We start from the raw sequence: 20,818 nt of genomic DNA, 5'->3' as shown, positions 1-20,818 counted from the left end.
CGCGGAATGAAAAATTGCGGCCTTGTTACCAAGGCCGCATTCTGTCAAAGACTTACTAAATTACCGATTCAGGACCTAACCAAGCGGATCCACGGTAAACGCCGGCATGCGATCTCCCTTTGCCTCGCAAGCGAGGAAGCGTTCCGCCACATCCAGCGCTTCGGCAATCGTCACGTGCATATCGAGATAGCGGTAAGTGCCGAGGCGTCCCACGAAGGTGATGTTCTTTTCACCGCTCGCCTGCTCGATATATTGCTTCAATTGCGACTTTTCCTTCGCCAGGCGGATGGGATAGTAAGGCGTATCGTTTTCTTCGCAAAAACGGCTGTACTCCTTGAAGATCACCGTATCCTCGTGGGATTCCCACGGCGAGAAATGCTTGTGCTCGGAGATGCGCGTCCAGGGCACGTCTTCGTCGCAGTAATTGATCACCGCGTTGCCCTGGTAATCGCCGCGATGCCATTCCGCCTTGAAATCAAGCGTGCGATAGCCGAGCCGGCCAAAGTTATGATTGAACCAGGCATCGATCGGGCCGCTGTAGAACACGTGATCATATTCGCCTGCCATCGAGCGGTCGAACTTCGTGTTCAGGCGCACTGTCACGTTATGCTGGTCCAGCATTTTTTCCACGATGGCGGTGTAACCGTTCTTGGGCATGCCCTGGAACGTGCTGGCGTAATAGTTATCGTCGTAATTGAAGCGCACCGGCAAGCGCTTCAGGATACTCGCCGGCAGCTCCGATGGAGGCATGCCCCATTGCTTGATCGTGTATCCCTTGAAGAAGGCTTCATACAATTCCTTGCCGACGAAACGCAGCGCCTGCTCTTCAAAGGTCTTCGGCTCGGTGATGCTTTGATCGCCGATCGAAGCCATGAACGTAGCAGCGTCGCTCGGATTGAAGGTCTTCCCAAAGAACTGGTTGATGGTCAAAAGATTGACCGGCATGGAATACACACGGCCCTTGGTGATGGCCTTGACGCGATTCGTGAATGGCATGAATTCGTCAAAGCGGCGCACGTAATCCCAGACCTTTTCATTACTGGTATGGAAAATGTGCGGGCCATAGGTATGCAGCATCACGCCGGTTTCCGGGTCGCGGTGCGAATGGCAATTGCCGGCGACATGCGGGCGCGAGTCGAAGACGTCAATGCGGTACCGGTCAGTCTTGCCAAGTTCTTGCGCAATCACGGCGCCGGAAAAGCCGGCGCCCACCACAGCGATTCTTTTCATGCTTCCTCCTGTCTAGGATTGCGCTGCCAGCCCGGGAACTTCTTCCTCGACGGCTTGTTGGCGCGACTGCAAATAGCGGGATAACGCATCATCAAGTGCGGGCAGGAGAATGCCGCGTTCGCTCAGGAGCGCGCTGTACATGGGGCGCGGCGCCACATAGCCGAGTTCCTTCGATGGCTTGGCCTCGAGCCGGCTGGCATCGATTCCGGCCATGTTGCATGCCTTGAGCGCCAGTTCCGCCCAGGTGACCGCCTGGGAATTGGACAGATGCCAGATGCCCTTTTCCTTATCGATCAGCAGGTCCAGGCTGGCATTCACCAGGTCAGGCACATAGGTGGGAGAAACCGTCATGTCGCATGCCGCCATAAAAGGCTGGCCATCGCTCAGCGCCTGCAAGGCCTGGGTGACGAAGTTGTAGCGGTCCCAGGGGCCGAAGAAAGCGCTGGTGCGGACAACCAGCGCATCTGGATGCGACTCCAGCACCCGGCTTTCCGACTCGGCCTTGCTCTTGCCATAGACATTCAGCGGCGCCACCGCATCGGTCTCGACGTAAGGCGACTGCTGGCTTCCATCGAAGACGAGGTCGCTCGAGAAAGTCAGCAACTGAATGCCATGCCGCGCGCACACCCTGGCAAGCAGAGACGGGCCATGCACGTTTTCGCGGAAGCAGCGTTCGACTTCCTTTTCCGCGTCATCCACGCGCACGTAGCCGCAGGCATTGATGATTGCCCAGGGTTTGTAATGCGCGATGGTGCGCTCGACCGAATCGACATCGGCGATATCCATCTCGCTGCGGCTGAGCAGGTGGTATGCCAGATGCCGGTTTTCACAGATGCGCGCAAAAGCGCTGCCGAGTGTGCCGGTGGCGCCGGTAATCAGAATCGGTTGAACGGCCGGGCTGGTATCCTTGTTGCGCACGACCACGGGCATTGCCGCGACGATGCCGGAGGCAGCTACCGGCGGACAGAAGAACCGCCCCGACCGGCGCCACCAGCCCTGCCCCTGCAACACCGGATGCGAGAGGTCGCCGCCGCTTGACAGTTCCCGCATCAGGCTTGCCACGGCTGTCGGCCGCGGCGGCTTGGAGCGCACGTCGAGCGGACCTGGCTCGTAATAGCCTCGGCATGCGGTGACCAGGCAGTTCCAGTCATAGGAACCGAGCAACGCCCACACGGTGACTGCCCGTACGTCCGCACCGTTGCGCCGTACTGTCTTTGCCGCTTCCCAGATTTCCAGCAGCCAGCGCATCTGGTCTTCGCGGGTGGCATCGATGTGCGCTTCCGTAATCGCGATCGGCAAGCCATACCGGTCCCAGGCTTCCTGCAGCAAGGGACCGATGCCAGGAGTCGGCGTGGCCAGTGCGCGCGGCGTTTCGATATCGGCATGCTGCAAGCCGCGGTAGGTACCGACATAGCGCTCGGGGTAGCGCTGCACGCGATGGTCGAGCCAGCGCTCGCTGGTGATGTAGTAGTTGACGCCGATGATATCGGGCGGACACGGATTGGCACGGAACCAGAGGAATTCCGCCTCATCGATACCCGTCGCGAGCAGGTAATCCCACAGCGGATGCTCGGGCCCGACCTTGCCGCACAGGAGATCCCACCCCAGCCAGCGGCGTTCGTTATAGAACTCCACCAGTTCGGACATTTCAGGCGTGCCGTAGGTTTTGCCCAGGTCATCCGTCTGCACCAGCTTTGCCTGCGGGTTAACCTCGCGGATGGCACGCATCGACAGCACTACCCCGCGGCACTGGTTCAGGAGCGCCTGGATAAAGGTGCGCTCGTCTCGCCCATGCGGATACCATACGCCGTACAAGCCGCTGAAGCGTGCCGTCGTCAGGGGCTCGTTGACCGGCGTGTAGTACTCGAGCCAGGGATAGCGCTGGGCCACGGCACGCGCGAATTTGGCCAGTTTTTCCGCGAACTGCGGATCCACCAGGCTGGTATGACGCGGTCCGCTGCCGTGGTGCACCAGGCCGGCGATCGGCGTGATGCCCAGCTTCTGCAAGGCCGGCAAGCGTTCATCCGTCCATGACCAGTCCGCGCTTTCCAGGCCGTCCGGCGCGGTCCGCTCCCACAACACGGGATAACGGATGGCGCGGATGCCCAGTCGCGCAAAGCGTTCGAGATCGCCTTCGCGGGTGGCGTGCCCGTTTCTGTCCAGCTGGCTGAAGTAATCGTCCTGTACCCGATTGACCGTGCATTCGAGGCCGCCCCACAAGGCGATCTCACGGCCGGTTGCCTGATCGTTTTTTTCAGTCATGGGCATCCGTTATTTTTGAGCGGCGGTCAGTGGTACGCTGGCGATCTTGCCATTTGCAGACGCCAGCAGCTCTTCCGAGAGATCCTCGGCATCGCCTTCCACGCTCTCGTCCTCATCGAGGTCTTCCGCATCGATGCTTTGCAGCAGCGCATGCATCTTCGATGCCGTCATGTCCCAGGAAGTCTCGGCGAGTTTTTCACGCATGACGCGGATCTTGTGTCGCATTTCATCGCTGGACAATGACACCATGCGTTCGCAGGCAGCGATGAATTCGTCAGCGTCGGCGGCGATTTCCACCACGTCGCTGTGCAGGTCGACCACATCCTTGATCGGCGTGCTGACGATCGGCAGTTCGGCGGCCATGTATTCCAGCGACTTGGTCGGGCTGATGAAACGCGTGGATTCATTCATTGCAAACGGCATCAGGCATACGTCCCAGCTCGCCAGGAATTGCGGCAGCGTGTTGTACGACTGCTGTCCCATGTAATGGATGTTGTCGCGGCGAGGCAGAATCGATGGGTCGATTTTCACTACCGGACCGACCAGCACGATTTGCCATTCAGGATGCGCATCCGCCAGTTTGTCTACCAGTTCCGGGTCGAAGCGCTCATCGATGACGCCATAGAAACCCAGGCGCGGCTTGGGCATGTCTTCGTGGGCGGGGTAAGCGATATTGCGGTCCAGGGCCTGACGAAAGTGATTGGCATCGACGCTGCTGGGGAAGCAATGCACATTGGGGTTCTTGCCCTTCTTGGCCTCGTAGAGGCTGGGGCCGCCGGTAAACACCAAGTCGGCGGTCTTGAGAAAGGTCTTCTCGCGCTCGATGAGCTGCGGCGGCGGATTCTTGAAAGCGCTCAGTTCATCCATGCAGTCGTACACGACGCGACGGGCATCCACCTCTTCGAGGAGCGGCAAGGCCATCGGCGTGTAGAACCAGGCAATCGAGATGTCGTATTCCTTATCTAATTTCTGCACTATCTGGCGCAGGTAGGGCATTTGCTCATCAGTAAAACCAAAGTGCTTTACCGGCGTATACGGTTTACACACAAGCAAATTAGGGATCGGTTCGGAAACTTCTAAATCGGCACTACCTTCGCGGTATATCGGTTCTTCCAGGCAAATAATTCGATAATGTTTCGCAAGCCTGGAAAGCAAATGTTGAGGCCGCTGATAAACAAAATCCCAGCGCAGGTGGGAGAACACGATGATGGTATCCATGTATTTTTGGCCTTATGCAATTAATTGTCTTTAGTACAACTTCTGTTTGAAGCTGCTCTGTACATTTTGTTCAACCTGCCTGCGCATTCTTTTTTATTCCTCATAAGTTTCACGAGTTTCCATTTGACAGAGCGCAATTCTTGATCCCAAGCATGAATGCGGAACTTCTCTTATTCCGGACGTGTTTCAGTCAAGTTTTTAGAAGGGTGCTTCCATGTCACTACGCAGGCCAAGTTGGAACGGCCATGCGCGTAAACAAAATAAAGGCAGGGGTTGCCTGCCTTGTTGAGCTTCCAGAAAAGGTGTCGATTGACACCTTTTCCCTAGATTAATTAGTGATCGCGTTCCTGCTTTTTGCCGCCGCCGGCGCCTTCGTTGGAACCGGCCTTGTTATGGCTTTTCTGGTCATGACTGCTTTTGCGGGTTTGCGCCGGCTTGCCGCTCAGATTCATGGATTGAGCGTCGGCTTCCGTCTGCACTTTTTGTTTACCAGGAGAACTTGGCGTGGATCGGGAATGGGAAGTTGGCATATATCACCTCGGCGAATGAAAAAGAAACCAGGAAGAGGATGCCAATAGACCGGATAGCAGAATTGAAATTCCCTTTGCAGATCCTTTGATAAGGATAATGTTTTGCCAAGGACCTTGTGCCGGAAGCATTCAGTCGAACAAGCATCCTAAAGAATGAAAGTCATGCATGCTCGATACCGTTTCTCCGTCCAAAGCAACCGATCCGTCCATTGCCATCCTGCCCGCCGCCCCGCTTCAACGCCTGCGCGTCTTGCTTGTTACCGACAGTTCGAATCCTTCCGGCGTAGGCGAACATATGGTCACGCTTGCCGCGGCATTACAAGAGCAGGCAGAAGTCATGCTGCTCTTTGCCGATACGCCGGAAGCCCGGTACTGGGCCGAAAGAGCCAGTGCGTCGCAATTGGATGCCAGGGTGATTTCCGCCCAGGCGCTGGAAAACGGCGGCAAGGAATATATCGCGGCACTGAATGCGTTCTCTCCTGATGTCGTTCATGTCCATGCAGGAATTGGATGGGAAGGCCATGGCCTGACAGCGGCCGCCCATAATCTCGCTGTATCCGCGATCATCCGTACCGAGCATTTGCCGTACACCTTGCGTGCACTGAAGAGTACTGAACTGGAAGCCGCCTATGCCAGCGGCGTCGCATCCGTCCACCGCATCATCTGCGTTTGCGAAGCGGCGCGCCAGACATTTCGCATGTCCGGGATCGACCCGGAGCGCTACACCGTCGTCCACAACGGCATTGCGCCGAAGCCTGCACTCCGCAGCCGTGCGGCAGTCCGCGCTGAACTTGGCATTGGCAACGACCGCCTGGTACTGACAGTCGCGCGATTTACCGAGCAAAAGCGCCACAGGACGCTGCTGAATGCCTTGCCTGCCCTGCTTACCAGCTGTCCGGATGTGCGCCTTGGCTGGGTCGGGAGTGGCCCGCTGGAAGCCGACTTGCAAGCCACTGCCGCCGAGCTTGGCTTAGTTGACCGCATCTTATTTCTGGGGCGCCGCAATGACGTTCCCGACTTGTTGGCGGCAGCCGACCTGTTCTGCCTGCCATCCTTCTTCGAAGGACATCCATTGGTGGTGCTGGAAGCCATGGCCGCAGGATTGCCGGTCGTCGCCACCCGGTCGCTGGGCACCACGGAAGCCGTGCGCAATGGGGAAACCGGACTTATAGTTCCGGTCGATAATGCGCCGGCGCTGGCGGCAGCGGTGGCCCGCATTCTCAACGACGCATCGCTCTCGGCAAAATTCAGCACCACCGGACGGGAAGCGGCTCATACCCGATTTTCCGCCGCACGCATGGCTGACGCAACGATGAACGTGTACCAGGACACGTTAGAAACGTCCAGATTGCAAGGCCGCGACATCGCCTAAACAATAAGCGTCTCTTCTTCACTTCCTGCGCCGCTTGTTCCGAGCGGAGTCGCCTGCCTCCAGTGTTGCTTTTGAGAAAATGTGACAAGAATTAACTTTTAACATTTAACTTTTCAAGCACAATCTCCGTATTCGAATCTGGATCTAATCCCTATTATGAATTCGGAAGCACAGACTGCATCACTCCGCCCGGCTGAACTCCGTGTCTATCCTCGCAAGGAGTTGGATGTCCCTGCGCGACTGCTTAGCCATGACGCGATTCCGCGCCCGGTAAGGATTCTCGATATCTCCCGTGGCGGCATCGGCTTGCTGGCTGGCGAAGTCATGCAAGCCAATGATGCCTGCGCGCTTGCGTTCGATATCGAATTGAGCGATGAAGCCAGAAGGATCAATGTCTGGGCCAAGGTTGCCTACTGCATTCCGCAGGATGAAGGCACTTTCCGTATCGGCATTCATTTCCGCGATTACGATTCGCACAGCAGAATGCATATCGAAAAGATATGCAGCGCTCCCCTCTCCGAATCCCGCTGGTAATACGTCGCCTCATCCCGCTTCAGTATCCGATTGTCTTTTCCCGCCATCAACGGCATCATCATGCCCACATCGGGATCGCGAATCGGAGAATAAGGCATGCTGAACGGCCTGTGGCTGAGCTTTTTTGTGGTGGCGGCGTTGAGCGCGCTGGGACGCTGGCTGTTCGGCGGCGATGCGGGCGTGTTCGCCGCAATGGTGGAAAGCCTGTTCGGCATGGCCAAGCTGTCGGTCGAAGTCATGGTGCTGCTGTTCGGCACCCTCACCTTGTGGCTTGGCTTTTTGCGCATCGCTGAAAAGGCGGGCATCGTAGATGTGCTGGCGCGCCTGCTGTCCCCGCTGTTTCGCCGCCTGATGCCGGAAGTGCCGCCCGGCCATCCGGCGCTTGGCCTGATCACCCTGAATTTCACCGCCAATGCGCTGGGTCTGGACAATGCCGCCACACCGATCGGCTTGAAAGCCATGCGCGCGCTGCAGGAGCTCAATCCCTTGCCGACTGTCGCCAGCAATGCGCAGATCCTCTTCCTGGTATTGAATGCCTCTTCCCTGACCCTGCTGCCGGTGACGATTTTCATGTATCGCGCGCAGCAAGGCGCCGCCGATCCGACGCTGGTCTTTCTTCCCATTCTGCTTGCCACCAGTGCTTCCACGCTGGTCGGGTTTCTTTCCGTCGCGCTGGTACAGCGGCTGAAGCTCTGGGATCCGGTCGTGCTGGCCTGGCTGGTCGGTGCTGCGTTGGTGCTGGGCGGGACAATGGCATTCCTCGCCAGCCTTTCTGCGGCGGCGCTGGCATCGCTGTCGTCGCTGATGGGCAATCTCGTGCTGTTCGGCTTGATCCTCGTGTTTTTGCTGTGGGGCGCATGGCGGCGCGTTCCGGTTTATGAAAGTTTCGTGGAAGGCGCGAAGGAAGGCTTCGATGTCGCGAAAAACCTGCTGCCCTACCTGGTGGCCATGTTATGCGCCATCGGCGTCCTGCGCGCTTCGGGTGCACTGGATGTGCTGCTGGATGGCTTGCGCCATCTTGTTAACCTCGCCGGCCTGGATAGCCGCTTCGTGGAAGCCTTGCCGACCGCGCTGGTCAAACCTTTTTCGGGCAGCGCGGCGCGCGCCATGCTGATCGAGACGATGCAGGCTACCGGCGTCGACAGCTTCCCCGCGCTGGTAGCCGCTACCGTGCAAGGCAGTACCGAAACCACCTTCTACGTGCTGGCCGTCTATTTCGGCGCAGTCGGCATCCAGCGCGCGCGTCATGCGGTCGGCTGCGCCCTGCTGGCCGATATCGCCGGCGTGCTAGCCTCGATCAGCGTCTGCTACTGGTTCTTCGGCTGACCTTCAGACCTTCTTCTTGCCCCACCGGCGTCGCCCTGCCCCAGGAGAGCCATGCTCCACTGACGGCAACGGCGACCGCATCAGGAAATACTGCTTCCTCGCAAAAGCTATGGCGATTATTGTTATTGCCAATTGGAAACAGCATTTCAATAGCCATATCATGATCAGGAATAACCAATAAACACTACGTTCCTGAAAGCCCGCCATGCACCGTCCCGTTTCTTCCTCCTCAATAACAGTCAAGACAAGAATCGGACTGGGCTTTGCCCTCATCCTGCTGATGATGGCGATCCTTACCGGCATCGGCATCGTGCGCGTGAATGCCATCGATGCCAGTCTGCAGACCATCAGCCGCGTCAACGCCGTCAAGCAGCGGTATGCCATCAATTTCCGCGGCAGCGTGCATGACCGTGCCATCGCCCTGCGTGACGTCACCCTTGCCACCAGCGACGCAGAACTGAAGACGGAACTGGATGAAATCGACCGCCTGGCGCGCGACTACGCGACCTCCGCGGAACGGCTCGACCGCCTCTTTTCGGAACGCAGCGATATCGGCGCGGAAGAGCGCCGCATTCTTGCCGACATCAAGGCGAGCGAAGCGCGCACCCTGCCGCTGATCGGGCAGGTGGTCGCCAGCCGCAGCGCCGGCAATGCCGAGGAAGCCCGCAGCATCATGCGCGAGGAAGCGAAGCCGGCTTTTGTCGCATGGCTGGCAAACATCAACCGCTTCATCGACCTGCAGGAGAACATGACCAAGGCCGAATCGGCATTCGCCCAGCAAACGGCGCGCGGCTTCCAGGCCTTGATGCTGGCGCTGTGCGCCGCTGCCCTGGTGATCGGCACAGTTGTCGCCTTCCTTACGGCGCGCCAGATCATCCTCGCGCTCGGCGCCGAGCCTGCCGAAGTCAAGCGCCTGGCGCAAGCCGTCGAGCATGGGGAACTGTTCCATGAGGTACGCTTGCGTGCCGGCGACACCGACAGCATCATGGCGACCCTGGCGACAATGGCCCTAACGCTGCGCAGCACCGTTGCCGGCGTACGCAGCGCGGCGGAAGCCGTCTCCGCAACCAGCAATGCACTTGCACGCGGCAACGAGGATCTGTCGGCGCGCACGCAACAGCAGGCCGGCTCGCTGGAAGCCACGACAAGCTCGATGGAACAGCTGACCATGACCGTGCGCCAGAATGCCGACAACGCCCGCCAGGCCAACGAGCTGGCGGGATCAGCCTCCGAGGTCGCGGCGAAAGGCGGTGAAGTGATGTCGCAGGTGGTGGGCACGATGGGATCGATCAATGATTCGGCGAAAAAGATCGTCGATATCATTTCCGTGATCGATGGCATCGCCTTCCAGACCAATATCCTGGCATTGAACGCCGCCGTGGAAGCGGCGCGCGCCGGCGAGCACGGCCGCGGCTTTGCGGTGGTAGCCACCGAAGTGCGCCAACTGGCGCAGCGCAGCGCCTCGGCTGCCCGGGAAATCAAGACGCTCATCGACGAATCGGCCGGCAAGGTCGAGGACGGCAGCAAGCTGGTCCAGCAAGCTGGCGCGACAATGGAAGAAATTGTCAGCAGCGTCAGGCGCGTCACTGGCATCATGGCCGACATTCTGTCAGCAAGCGAAGAGCAGCGCTCAGGCATCGAACATGTCCATCAAGCCATCGGACAAATGGATCAACTGACCCGGCAGAATACTTCGCTGGTCGACGAAGCAGCCGGCGGCACGGCATCCTTGCGGCAACAGGCTGCCGCCCTCACATCCGCAGTCGGCGTATTCAAGCTGGATGATGGCGCCGCTGGCATAGGCGACAGCATGCCGCAATCCCGCTTGCTCATAGCGCGCGGCAGGGTTTGAACCGACTATTGCTCAACTGTTTTACTGAGTTACCACAAGATATTTGCATTAAGAATGGGTGATATTCACCAAGAAGATTTGACGCGCTTGATGCAATGAAACATAATGCGCGACTGCATTTTTTTCGCATCCTGCCAGATCTGGCGCCTGCGGCCCGTTTGCTTGAACCATTCCAGAATCCTGTGATCGTACCGCACTCCTGTTTTCACCCTTGAAGAGATAGCTGCCGCAGCAACCGGTCATGCTGCAGCGTGCCTCGCCCTCGTCTTCCTGCTTGCGTCGAGACGCCGTCATCTTCTTGGTGTGGCTGTCTCCGCGACCGGATGACGGGTTGTTATCGATAATTTTGAAGCAATGACAAAACCCGTTAAAACACTGTCGCTAACCAAAAAATCCACCGAAAGCATTTCCGAATCAACGACATCCGCGCAACACACCGATGCGCCGGTTGAAGTCAATGCGGATGCCCAGGCCAACAAACCCGTTACCATCGTGACGCGTCGTTCGCGCTTGACTGTGCGCCCTGAAGCAATGCAGCCGGTTGCGCCTGCCGACAATGCGGCGTCCGCACCGACTGTTGCCGCGGAAGGCAACGCCACGGCGGCGCCCGCGCCTAAGGTAGTGGTCGTCAAAAAGCCGGTATCCAGGCTTGCGGCTCAACCGGCTAACGCGGCACCGGCTGCCCCCGTAGCCGTGGCACCCGCGGTGCCACGCAGCGACGATCATGTCGTCAAGCCTGTGAGCGCCAGCCCGATTGCCGAAGCGGCCGTCGCCAAGCCGGTCGTGAAACCGGCAGCCAAGTCTGTTACAAAAACCACCGGCAAAACCGTCGTCAAAAAAGCAGCCGAAAAATCGCAGCCTGGCGCTGTGACGGTCACGCGCGGTGTCGGTACTGCCTCCCTGGCAGGTATCGATACCTCATCCTATTCGCTGCCGGCGACGAAGGTCGCAGCCAAGCGCGGCCGCAAGCCATCCGAATATCAAGCGGAAACCGATGAGATCGCAGCCGTCAACGCGGCTGAACAGGCGGAAATCTTCGGCTTGTCGTCGAATAAGTCCAGGGCCGGGCAAAGCCTGTCGGAAGCGCAGATGGAAGCGCGCCGCAAGCAAATCACGCTGCTGGTCAACCTCGGCCGTGAACGCGGGTATCTCACGCATGCCGAAATCAACGATCATCTGCCCGATGACCTGACCGACGCCGACACCCTGGAAAACCTGGTCAGCACCTTCAATTCGATGGGCATCACGGTGACTGAACAGGCGCCCGACAGCGAAAGCCTGCTCCTGTCCGACGGCGTGGTGCAAGTCGCCAGCGACGACGATGCCGAAGCCGTGGTGTCGACCGCACTGTCGGCAGTGGATGCCGATTTCGGCCGCTCCACCGACCCGGTGCGCATGTACATGCGCGAAATGGCATCCGTGCAATTGCTCAACCGCCAGCAGGAAATCGCCATCGCCCGCCGCATCGAGGAAGGCTTGACCGACATGATGCAAGCCATTTCCGCCAATCCGGCAACGATTGCGGAAGTGCTGGCGCTGGCCGCCAAGCTGGAGCAGGAACAGATCAAGGTCGATGACATCATCGATGGTTTCGCCGAAACCGGCGCCGATCTCGCCGCGCCGCTGGAAGACGAATTGCAGGCAGAGGCATCGGCGGAAGACGAGGAAGAACTCGAGGACGAAGACGATGCCGACGACGTCAGCGCTGGCTCCGACGGCCTTTCCGCCGACCAGCTGGCACAGATGCGTGCCGAGGCATTGAAGAAATTCGCCGCGATTGCCACGCATTTTGCGACCATGCGCACTGAACACGATGCCGGTCGCTCGATGAGTCCGGTGTGGCGCGATGCCCAGGCCGCCATTACCCGGGAAGCCCTCGGCATGCGCTTCACCGCCAAGATCGTGGAAAACCTGTGCGACCTGGTGCGCAAGCAGATGGAAACCCTGCGCAAGCTGGAGCGCCAGGTGCTGGATGTGGCGGTCAACAAGTGCGGCATGCCGCGTGAACACTTCATCAAGACCTTCCCGGGCAGCGAAACGGATCTTGACTGGGTGCAGCGCGAAGTCGATTGCGCCTATCCGCATAGCGCCGCGCTGGAACGCCAGGTGCACGCCATCCGGGAATACCAGTCGGGCTTGATCGAACTGGAGCGCCAGGCGGCGATTCCGCTATCGGAACTGCGTGCGATCAACCAGAAGATGATTGCCGGCGAGCGCCGCGCGCGCCAGGCCAAGCGCGAAATGACCGAGGCCAACTTGCGCCTGGTGATCTCGATCGCCAAGAAATACGTCAATCGCGGCCTGCAATTCCTCGACCTGATCCAGGAAGGCAATATCGGTCTGCTGAAGGCGGTCGACAAGTTCGAATATCGTCGCGGCTACAAATTCTCGACCTACGCCACCTGGTGGATCCGCCAGGCGATTTCACGCGCGATTGCCGACCAGGCCCGCACCATCCGCGTGCCGGTGCATATGATCGAGTCGATCAACAAGATGAACCGCATCAACCGCCAGATCCTGATGGAAACCGGCGCCGAAGCGGATATCCCGACGCTGGCCAAGCGCATGGACATGCCGGAAGCGAAGATCCGCGAAATCATGAAGGTTGCCAAGGAGCCGATTTCGATGGATATGCCGATGGGCGAAGATGGCGATTCCAGCATCGGCGACTTTATTCAGGACGACAGTACGCTGGCCCCGGCCGATGCCGCGTTGCAGGCTTCCATGCGCGACGTCATCAAGGATGTGCTGGATTCCCTGCCGCCGCGCGAAGCCAAGGTGCTGCGCATGCGCTACGGCATCGAGATGAACAGCGACCTGACGCTGGAAGAAGTCGGCAAGCACTTCGAAGTCACGCGCGAGCGCATCCGCCAGATCGAACTGAAGGCGATGAACAAGCTGCGCCAGGCTTCGCGCGCCGACCGCCTCAAGACCTTCCTGGAAGGACGCTAAGCGTCCTTGTCATTGGCCCGGCCGTACGCAGCCGGGCCAATTTCCCCTTCACTGCACAAGCCTGCAACGGCAACACGGATTGCCGCATCGGCGGCGCCTTCTTCACTATCAATCGCGACCGCATGGCCCGTTTCCTCGGGCGTTAAGGGATCGTGGCTAGCCAATTGGCGAGCCAGGACTTCCGCGCCGGCGTCCGAAGGATCTTTACCCTCCGCGGCACGCTTGGTCAGTCTTTCCCGCATGGTGGCTTCGCTCGCTTTCACATCAACGATGAGGAATGGAACACGACATTCCCTGGCCAGCCGGGCAAATTGCAGCCGCTGTTCATGGCCGAGGAACGCGGCATCGACCACCACCGGCCAGCCCGCCTCGACGATACGGCGCGCGAAAATAAGCAAGCGCGTGTAGGTGGCTGCACTCGCTTGCGAAGAGTACAGCAAATCGCCATGCGCGCCACTGCGGTCGACCGGATGCAAACCGTGCATGCGCTTGCGCTCGACGTCGGACCTAATGCGCACTGCTCCGTACTGTTCCACGATAGCTGCGGCAACCGTCGATTTACCGCTGCCGGAAAAGCCATGCATGATCAGGATTACCGGATGGCCTGACTGACTCCATGCGCTGGCATAAGCGAGATAGGCTTGCATACGGCGCCCATTCGCGGCATGTTCAGGCGAATCAGCCGGAACCTCTTGCATGCGCAGCAAATGGACTTTGCAACGCACCAGGGCGCGCAAGACAAGGTAGTAGCGCAACACTTCCAGGTCGGCATAGTCGCCGCCGGCTTCGAGATAGCGGTTCAGCAGCCGGGCCGCCAAATCGGCTCGCCCCGCCACTTCCAGGTCCATGACGGCAAAGGCAATGTCGTTCAGCACATCGATCCAGCGCAAGCCGTCGCTGAATTCAATGCAATCGAATGCCGTGGCCTGGCCTTGCAGCGTCAGGATATTGGCGCAATGCAGATCCCCATGCCCTTCCCGCACAAAAGCTTCCCGCTTTCTCCTTACGAATGCCGCGCTTAATTGTGCGTGTCGGTTTCGATGCCATTTGATCAGTTCAGCCACTTGCGGCTTGTTTGCCGGATCTTGCAAGAGATCGCCAAGCGTCGACAGAATATCGTTTGCGCATGCCAGCAATTGCTGCGGCGTTCCCCACGGATCATCACCTTTCGATGCCGGCGCCGAGCGATGAAACTGCGCCATCCTTTCAGCCAGGCTGTCGATCTCCGCAGGAGCCAGCAAGCCCGCGGCAATGCGCTCGCTCCACAAGGCATCCTGGTCGAATGCACGCATGTGCAACGCATACTCGATCGCAGGGCCGTCCCCTCGCAGTTGCGGTGTATCGACGCTGCCTGTTATGGCAAGCACATCCAGATAAAGCTCCGGCGCCAGGCGGCGATTCAGGCGCAACTCGTCTTCGCAGTAACGACGCCGCGCCTCCAGCGAGGAAAAATCCAGAAAGTCGAAATGGACCGCTTTCTTGATCTTGTAAGCGTATTCATTTACGACCAATACCCAGGAAATGTGCGTCTCGAACAGGCGTACCGGACCGGCACCCTGCAGTATTTTGAAAAGAGATCGGACTAATCTCTCCTGGCAAGCCAACCCCTGAGCAGACGATTCCAGCATCAGAGCGCGCTCAACTCACTCACCGAGCCGCCCTCGTGCATGGCCCGGATGGCATCGCCAAAGAGCGCGGCACTGCTCAGCAGCGCCAGCTTTTGTCTGGCCGGCCCATCGCCAAGGCGAAACGGCGGCACCGTGTCGGTTATCGCCAGGCGCTCGATCGCATCGCCGGCTAGCAGATCGACCGCATCTTCCGTGAACAAGCCATGGCTTGCGGCTGCCAGTACGCTTGCCGCGCCCTGCGCCCGGCAAGACCGGGCCGTGCGAACCAGGGTATTGCCGGTGCTCACCATGTCATCAATGATGATTGCCACCTTGTTGCGCACATCGCCAACCAGCAACTCTCCCGTGATCGCCCCGCCGCTGCGGTGCTTTTCGGCGAAGGCTGTGCCGACCTCCCTGCCGAGCTGTTGCGAAAGCAGCTGGCGAAAACGCTCGGCACGCTTGATCCCGCCGGCATCCGGCGCAATCACCACGACCTCTTCCTCCCGAACCAAGGGCAGGAAATAATGCACGAATAATCTGTTTGCTTCGAGGTTGTCGGCGCAGATGCGAAAGGCATTTTGGAAGGCAGAAAGATTGTGCACATCCATCGTGAGGATGGCATCGGTCCTCACCGCCTCGAACATTGCCGCGACATAGCGAGTCGTCACCGGATCGCGCGGCTTGGTTTTCCGGTCCTTGCGTGCATACGCGAGATAAGGCACGACAGCCGTCACCCGCGCCGCGCTCGCATCCTTCAAGGCGCCGATAAAAAATAACAAGCGACATAACTTGTCATTGCCGCTCTGGCGTGAATCACCATACAGGGAATGGAAGACATACACATCGCTGCCACGAACACTGATCAATGGCCGCGCTTTGTGCTCGCCATCCTCGTATTCCTTTTCTTCTTGCGGACTAAGGGGCAAGCCGAGGTGGGCAGCGACACGCTCGCCGAAATCCCGCGTGCCATCCAATGCGAACAATTGCACATCGCTATCGAGGATCCCCATGCCAACCGCCTTTCCATACTGATGCTTGCCATCTGCATACTATGGCAGCGGGAGTTGGCGATAAAAGGAAGTTCACGCGCTCATGTGCGGTGCATCAAGCTTCTTGCGAATGAGGTAAGCGCTCATGTAATGCGAAGATCTGGATCGCGCTCAACAAGGCAATCTCATCGCTTATCGACAAGAGGAATGGCCCCGTCCATCGGTTTGCCGCCGCTTTGGCATGTCGTGCCGGAGCTTTTGCAAATCGGCCATCGCGCGATTGGCGAGCGTACGGGTATGCAATTCTCCGGAAGCGGTCAATTGCGCCACCATGCGGATCGCCGAATCGAGCAGGCCGCCATGAGACATCTTGCGCCTTTCCGCCGACTGGTCCTTCACATATCGTTCGCTAACGCGCGATGTATCCATGTATTACTTACCTCTGAAATAGTCATTCATCCTGGATGAATGGATTCCCCGAAAATGGGAGGAAGGCCGTACCAAGTTTTTGATTTACGAAGGAAGAAGTTAAACCAGCGCGATACCCGGTTCATGGAGCCTGGTCAGCGCTCGTCTTTCAACGGCAAGGTCGTCATCTTCAAATGCCTCAGCACAATCTTTGTCGCAAAAGCGTTGACCGTGAGGAATATGATGATCGCAGTACCAGCAAGTGGAAGGATGTAAAACCGAAAATGATAGAGGCGTACTTTCGCCAAGGAAAGTCTGTTTACCCATCGTTGTCTCCATTTCATTTTTATTAGTGGAGAGGCAAGGATAGTAATTCGTTACAAGAAGCCTGTGATTTAAATCAACGTTTTATCAGGCAAGCTTTCGTCTGCTCAAATACATTTCGCAATCTGCAATAAGCAACCTCTTTGCCTTTTTAGTATCTCATTGAAGCCACTCGTTTGATGAATAGAGCGGGTCGGCGTGTACTTACCCGTTTAATCCTCAGCACTTACATTGATTTCAAGGAGCTTACGATGGCCACAATGGATACTCCGATTACTGAACGGCGGCACATACCGGATCGACGCAGTGCGAGCGACAGTGTAAACAGGCACAAGGCTGCTCATTATTCAGCAATTGACTGGATAGCCATGGCGTTGATGATCGTTGGCGGTATTAACTGGGGCCTGGTTGGCTTGTTTAACTTCGATCTCGTGGCGTCATTATTCGGGGAGCAAAGCCTGATTTCCCGGATCATTTATGTTGCCGTCGGTATTTCAGCCCTATATTCGCTTTACCTGAGCAGCAAAATGGCACAGAAAGATACTTGAAGCGAGAGCCGTATCGCAAAGTATCCGCTCCTTCAGGAACCACATAGCCGACACCTTTGGCTATCAGCTGAGCCGAAAGCCAAGTGAAGGCGACGGAAGGCAACCATCCTGCAGCCAAGCCCAGCCACCAACCATACTGGTAGATGCCATAAGCGTAGGACGCCATGAACACGAAAATGGCACCGATCACTGCCAGGCGCCCCGCAAATAACGATGACACGGCCGTATGGTTGGCCGGCATGGCTTTACCATATCTACCCGCAAAGGCTCCTGGTCTGCGGGGGCCATTCCGCTGATACCTTTCTCTTTGAAAATACCGACGCTTCTTCATTGATTGCCTTTCATCAATGTTGCACTTAAGTTATTGCCGATCAGATCACCGAAGCGTAAAAAAGTTTCCAAATTTCTATTGGAGTTTCTCAATAGCTAGAATTCTCATCACCATCACTAAGCTTAGATTAGGCTTTGGAAGTAATTCAACATTGTGGATCTACACAAGCAGGTTTGGCTTCATTTGACGAGTTACAAGTACAAGCCTTTTTATTGTTTTAGGTTCGCCAATTCGCTCAGAAAAATAAACTTTTACATAAAGAATTACGCCGCATATAGAAGGCGTATATAACCGGTTACTAAGCGAACCCCAATGTTGCTTCCTGAACCTTGCAAGTAGTACAGGGTCGAAAACTCATCCTTCGCGTAGACTTCCAGTCACAAGTTTTCATTTGACGCCCTTTAATGTAAGGCCCTGGCATGAAAGGCAAATCAACACCGGTGGCAACATCTTCGGGCGAGCATAACGATCCGGCCTGGCGCATTGCTGAGCAAGCTGAAGACAACAACCTCTTGCAAGCCATCTATAGCAGCATGCCGGAAGGGTTTGCATTGGCTCAGGTGGCCACTGGCGACAAAACAGTCGAAAATTTCAGCTTCATACGGGTTAATGCAGTCTTTTGCCAGCAGCATGGCATCGATCCCGGCGTAGTCGACAATCCCGCACATCCCTTCTATCGGCACCCGCCGGACTGGCTGCTGCAATGTGCGCTCGCGGCATGGTCAGGGAAACCGTTCAGCGCCGAGTATGAAAACGCAGGCAGCAAGCGGCATTTTGAAATGCTGTCCTATAGCCCGCAGCCGGGGACGTTTGTGATTTTGTCGCGCGATATCACCGCACGAAAGCTGGATGCCATCGCTTTGCAGGAACGGGAACATTTTATGCGGGACATGCTCTCCAGCTTGCCCGGCATCGTCTGGGCTGCCAGCGCCTACGGGAAAATCGAATTCCTCAGCGCGCAATGGAGCGCATACACCGGCAAAAACATCACCGGTCCCGGCGTGGACTGGAGCGTAATGCATCCGGACGACGTCGATAACGCCATGCGCGCCTGGCGCGACGCTGTGCGCAATCAGAGCGCATGGAGCGTGGAATGCCGCCTGCGCCGCCATGACGGCCAGTATCGCTGGTTCGCCTGGCGCGGCACACCGCTTTGCAACCCAAGCGGCAAGGCTGCCAGCTGGTTCGGCGTCTGCACCGATATCGACGACCTCAAGCGCACGCAGGAAAAGCTGGCGGAAACCGAACAGCGCTACACCACCCTGTTCAACAATCACACTGTCGCGATCGCGCACTATGCGATTCTTGCCGATGAAGCCGGCAATCCCGTCGACTACCTCGTCGAGAGAGTGAACCAGGCTTACGAAAACATATTTGGCGTCGCCCGCACTGCAGTGGAAGGCAAACGCATCACCGAGGTCTTCCCCGACGTTCGCAATGCCAGCTTTGACTTCATCGGCATTTTCGGCAGGGTTGGCTTGCATGGCGGCGAAGTGACATTCGAAGCCCCGACGATGCACCCGGCCAGCCGCTGGGTGTCGATCTACGCCTACAGCCCCAAACCTGGCGAATGTACTGCCCTGTTCTTCGATATTTCGGAACGCAAGAGGCTGGAGCAGGCGCGACGCGAATCCGAGCGCCGGCTGCAACTGGCGATCTCGATCGCCCATCTCGGATTCTGGGAGTGGGAGGTATCCAGCGGCACCTGCTATTACTCGCCGTCCTGGAAAAAGCAACTGGGCTACCAGGATACCGAGCTGGCCAACACGCCGGACGAATGGGAACAGCGCCTGCATCCGGATGACCGTGAGCGCGTGCTGAACGATATCGAGCTTTATCTTGCGCGCCCCTCCACGGACTACCGGCTGGAATATCGGCTGCGGCATCGCGACGGCAGCTATCGCTGGATGATCGCCAATGCCGTGCCGCTGTCTCGTCGCAGCAAGGGCGGAATCAAGCTGATCGGCACCCAGCTCGACATCACCGAAAACAAACTGGCGGAACAGCGCGTGCGCGAAGCGGCGCTGCATGACCCGTTGACCGGTTTGCCCAACCGCGCGCTGATTTTCGAATATGCCAGTCACCTGATCGCCGCCGCCAAGCGCAACCACCAACGCGGAGCGGTGTTGTTCATCGATCTCGACCGTTTCAAGCCCATCAACGACCTGTATGGCCATGAGATCGGCGACAAGCTGCTGCAGGAAGCCGCGCGCAGGCTGACCGGCTGTGTGCGCGCGGAAGACCTGGTGGGACGCCTCGGCGGCGATGAATTCGTGGTCGTGCTGCCGCATGCGGACGATACCAATCCCGCCGTCACGGTAGCGGACCATGTCCTGGAAGCGCTGTCGGCGCCATTTGAAATTGATGCATTGGATTTGTCGATTTCCGCCTCGGTCGGCATCAGCTATTTCCCGGAACATGGCACCGACGTGGATACGCTCATCCATGCCGCCGACCTGGCCATGTACCAGGCCAAGCATTGCTGCCATGGCAGCGCGCAGATTTTTTCCGATCTGATGAGCACCCGCTTCGATGCCGCATCCAGCATCGAAGCGCGCCTCAAACGCGCGCTTTCCCAGGGAGGCCTGGTACTCCACTATCAGCCGGTCATCGATATGAAAAGCCGTCGCCTCACCAGCGTGGAAGCGCTATTGCGGCTGACGACAGAGGATGGAAAACTTCTGGGCCCGGATCAATTCGTCCCGATTGCCGAATCAGCAGGCCTCATCGCGCCGCTGGGCGAATGGGTGGCGGCAGAGGCTTGCCGCCAGCACGAGGAATGGCGTCGCCAGGGTCTGCCGCCGGTAACGATTGCCATCAATGTCTCGCCGCTGCAATTCCGGCAGCGCGGCTTTGCCACCCGGCTGACCGACATTATTCTGGACTCCACGGTCGAACCGGGCCGCATCGAGGTCGAGGTAACGGAAAGCACGCTGATGGATAACCTGGAGGATGCGGTGGAGATATTGGAGCGTATCCGCTCCTGCGGCATTCGCATTGCCCTGGATGATTTCGGCACGGGTTATTCCAGCCTCAGCCGCCTGAGCCATCTGCCGCTCGACAAGCTCAAAGTCGACCAATCCTTCGTGCGGCGTCTCGATACCGATCGCGCCAGCCGGGCAATCACCGGCGCCATCATCACCCTGGGACGGACGCTCAACCTCGAAGTCGTGGGTGAAGGAATCGAGTCGGAACTGGCGCTGGATTACCTGCAAGAGCATGGCTGCAATCAGGCGCAGGGCTTTTTCATCAGCCGCCCGCTGGCGGCGTCCATTTTTGCCGAATGGTACCGCGCGAGATTTACCGCCGCACCGGCCATGTACTAAATGCGG

15 protein-coding genes are annotated in these 20,818 nt (G+C 58.1%); 7 read left to right on the top strand and 8 right to left on the bottom strand.

Translation table 11 applies throughout. The features are described 5' to 3' along the window. Positions 1-75: 75 nt before the first annotated feature. From glf to EDC30_RS13890, 4 genes are all read right to left on the bottom strand, one after another. Positions 76-1,230 carry a UDP-galactopyranose mutase gene (gene glf, locus EDC30_RS13905; protein WP_132259454.1) on the bottom strand — a complete coding sequence of 385 codons (1,155 nt, stop codon included), beginning with the start codon at positions 1,228-1,230 and terminating at the stop codon, positions 76-78. Between the two features lie 12 nt (positions 1,231-1,242). Further along, on the bottom strand, positions 1,243-3,492 hold the full coding sequence (locus EDC30_RS13900; protein ID WP_132259453.1) for a family 1 glycosylhydrolase: 2,250 nt from the start codon (positions 3,490-3,492) through the stop codon (positions 1,243-1,245). A 9-nt stretch (positions 3,493-3,501) separates the two neighbouring features. Next, positions 3,502-4,488: a glycosyltransferase gene (locus EDC30_RS13895; protein ID WP_243656791.1), complete on the bottom strand. Its 987-nt coding sequence runs from the start codon at positions 4,486-4,488 to the stop codon at positions 3,502-3,504. A gap of 554 nt (positions 4,489-5,042) precedes the next feature. Beyond that, positions 5,043-5,189, bottom strand: coding sequence for a hypothetical protein (locus EDC30_RS13890; protein ID WP_165973826.1), 147 nt, complete (start codon positions 5,187-5,189; stop codon positions 5,043-5,045). Positions 5,190-5,406: 217 nt separating this feature from the next. On the opposite strand from EDC30_RS13890, the gene EDC30_RS13885 reads away from it, so the two are divergent. From EDC30_RS13885 to rpoD, 5 genes are all read left to right on the top strand, one after another. Then, on the top strand, positions 5,407-6,612 hold the full coding sequence (locus tag EDC30_RS13885; protein WP_132259450.1) for a glycosyltransferase family 4 protein: 1,206 nt from the start codon (positions 5,407-5,409) through the stop codon (positions 6,610-6,612). A gap of 156 nt (positions 6,613-6,768) precedes the next feature. Then, positions 6,769-7,146 (top strand): PilZ domain-containing protein, encoded by a 378-nt coding sequence (locus EDC30_RS13880; RefSeq protein ID WP_132259449.1) that lies wholly within the window; start codon positions 6,769-6,771, stop codon positions 7,144-7,146. 96 nt (positions 7,147-7,242) lie between these two features. After that, positions 7,243-8,472 (top strand): nucleoside recognition domain-containing protein, encoded by a 1,230-nt coding sequence (locus tag EDC30_RS13875; RefSeq protein ID WP_132259448.1) that lies wholly within the window; start codon positions 7,243-7,245, stop codon positions 8,470-8,472. A 205-nt stretch (positions 8,473-8,677) separates the two neighbouring features. Continuing rightward, positions 8,678-10,324 (top strand): methyl-accepting chemotaxis protein, encoded by a 1,647-nt coding sequence (locus tag EDC30_RS13870; RefSeq protein WP_132259447.1) that lies wholly within the window; start codon positions 8,678-8,680, stop codon positions 10,322-10,324. 354 nt (positions 10,325-10,678) lie between these two features. Continuing rightward, the gene (gene rpoD, locus EDC30_RS13860; protein WP_132259445.1) at positions 10,679-13,276 is read left to right on the top strand and encodes an RNA polymerase sigma factor RpoD; all 2,598 of its coding nucleotides are present in this window, start codon (positions 10,679-10,681) and stop codon (positions 13,274-13,276) included. On the opposite strand, the gene EDC30_RS13855 is transcribed toward rpoD, so the two are convergent. From EDC30_RS13855 to EDC30_RS13840, 4 genes are all read right to left on the bottom strand, one after another. Then, entirely contained in the window at positions 13,273-14,904 is a 1,632-nt protein-coding gene (locus EDC30_RS13855; RefSeq protein ID WP_132259444.1) for a bifunctional aminoglycoside phosphotransferase/ATP-binding protein, read from the bottom strand. The two genes, rpoD and EDC30_RS13855, sit on opposite strands and share 4 nt — an antisense overlap. Beyond that, positions 14,904-15,896, bottom strand: coding sequence for a ribose-phosphate diphosphokinase (locus EDC30_RS13850; RefSeq protein ID WP_341539870.1), 993 nt, complete (start codon positions 15,894-15,896; stop codon positions 14,904-14,906). The genes EDC30_RS13855 and EDC30_RS13850 overlap by 1 nt, the downstream gene beginning before the upstream one ends. A gap of 171 nt (positions 15,897-16,067) precedes the next feature. After that, positions 16,068-16,304, bottom strand: coding sequence for a hypothetical protein (locus EDC30_RS13845; RefSeq protein WP_132259443.1), 237 nt, complete (start codon positions 16,302-16,304; stop codon positions 16,068-16,070). Between the two features lie 99 nt (positions 16,305-16,403). Then, positions 16,404-16,610 carry a DUF2116 family Zn-ribbon domain-containing protein gene (locus EDC30_RS13840; RefSeq protein ID WP_132259442.1) on the bottom strand — a complete coding sequence of 69 codons (207 nt, stop codon included), beginning with the start codon at positions 16,608-16,610 and terminating at the stop codon, positions 16,404-16,406. Positions 16,611-16,858: 248 nt separating this feature from the next. On the opposite strand from EDC30_RS13840, the gene EDC30_RS19920 reads away from it, so the two are divergent. Beyond that, positions 16,859-17,155: a DUF378 domain-containing protein gene (locus tag EDC30_RS19920; protein WP_132259441.1), complete on the top strand. Its 297-nt coding sequence runs from the start codon at positions 16,859-16,861 to the stop codon at positions 17,153-17,155. 750 nt (positions 17,156-17,905) lie between these two features. Next, complete coding sequence (locus tag EDC30_RS13830) at positions 17,906-20,812, top strand: sensor domain-containing protein (RefSeq protein WP_132259440.1); 2,907 nt, start codon at positions 17,906-17,908, stop codon at positions 20,810-20,812. Positions 20,813-20,818: the final 6 nt, after the last annotated feature.

The sequence above is a fragment of the Paucimonas lemoignei genome (genome assembly GCF_004342585.1).
Taxonomy (GTDB): domain Bacteria; phylum Pseudomonadota; class Gammaproteobacteria; order Burkholderiales; family Burkholderiaceae_D; genus Paucimonas; species Paucimonas lemoignei.
Note: the sequence above shows the minus strand (reverse complement) of the source record. Positions and strands in the feature narration are given on the sequence as shown.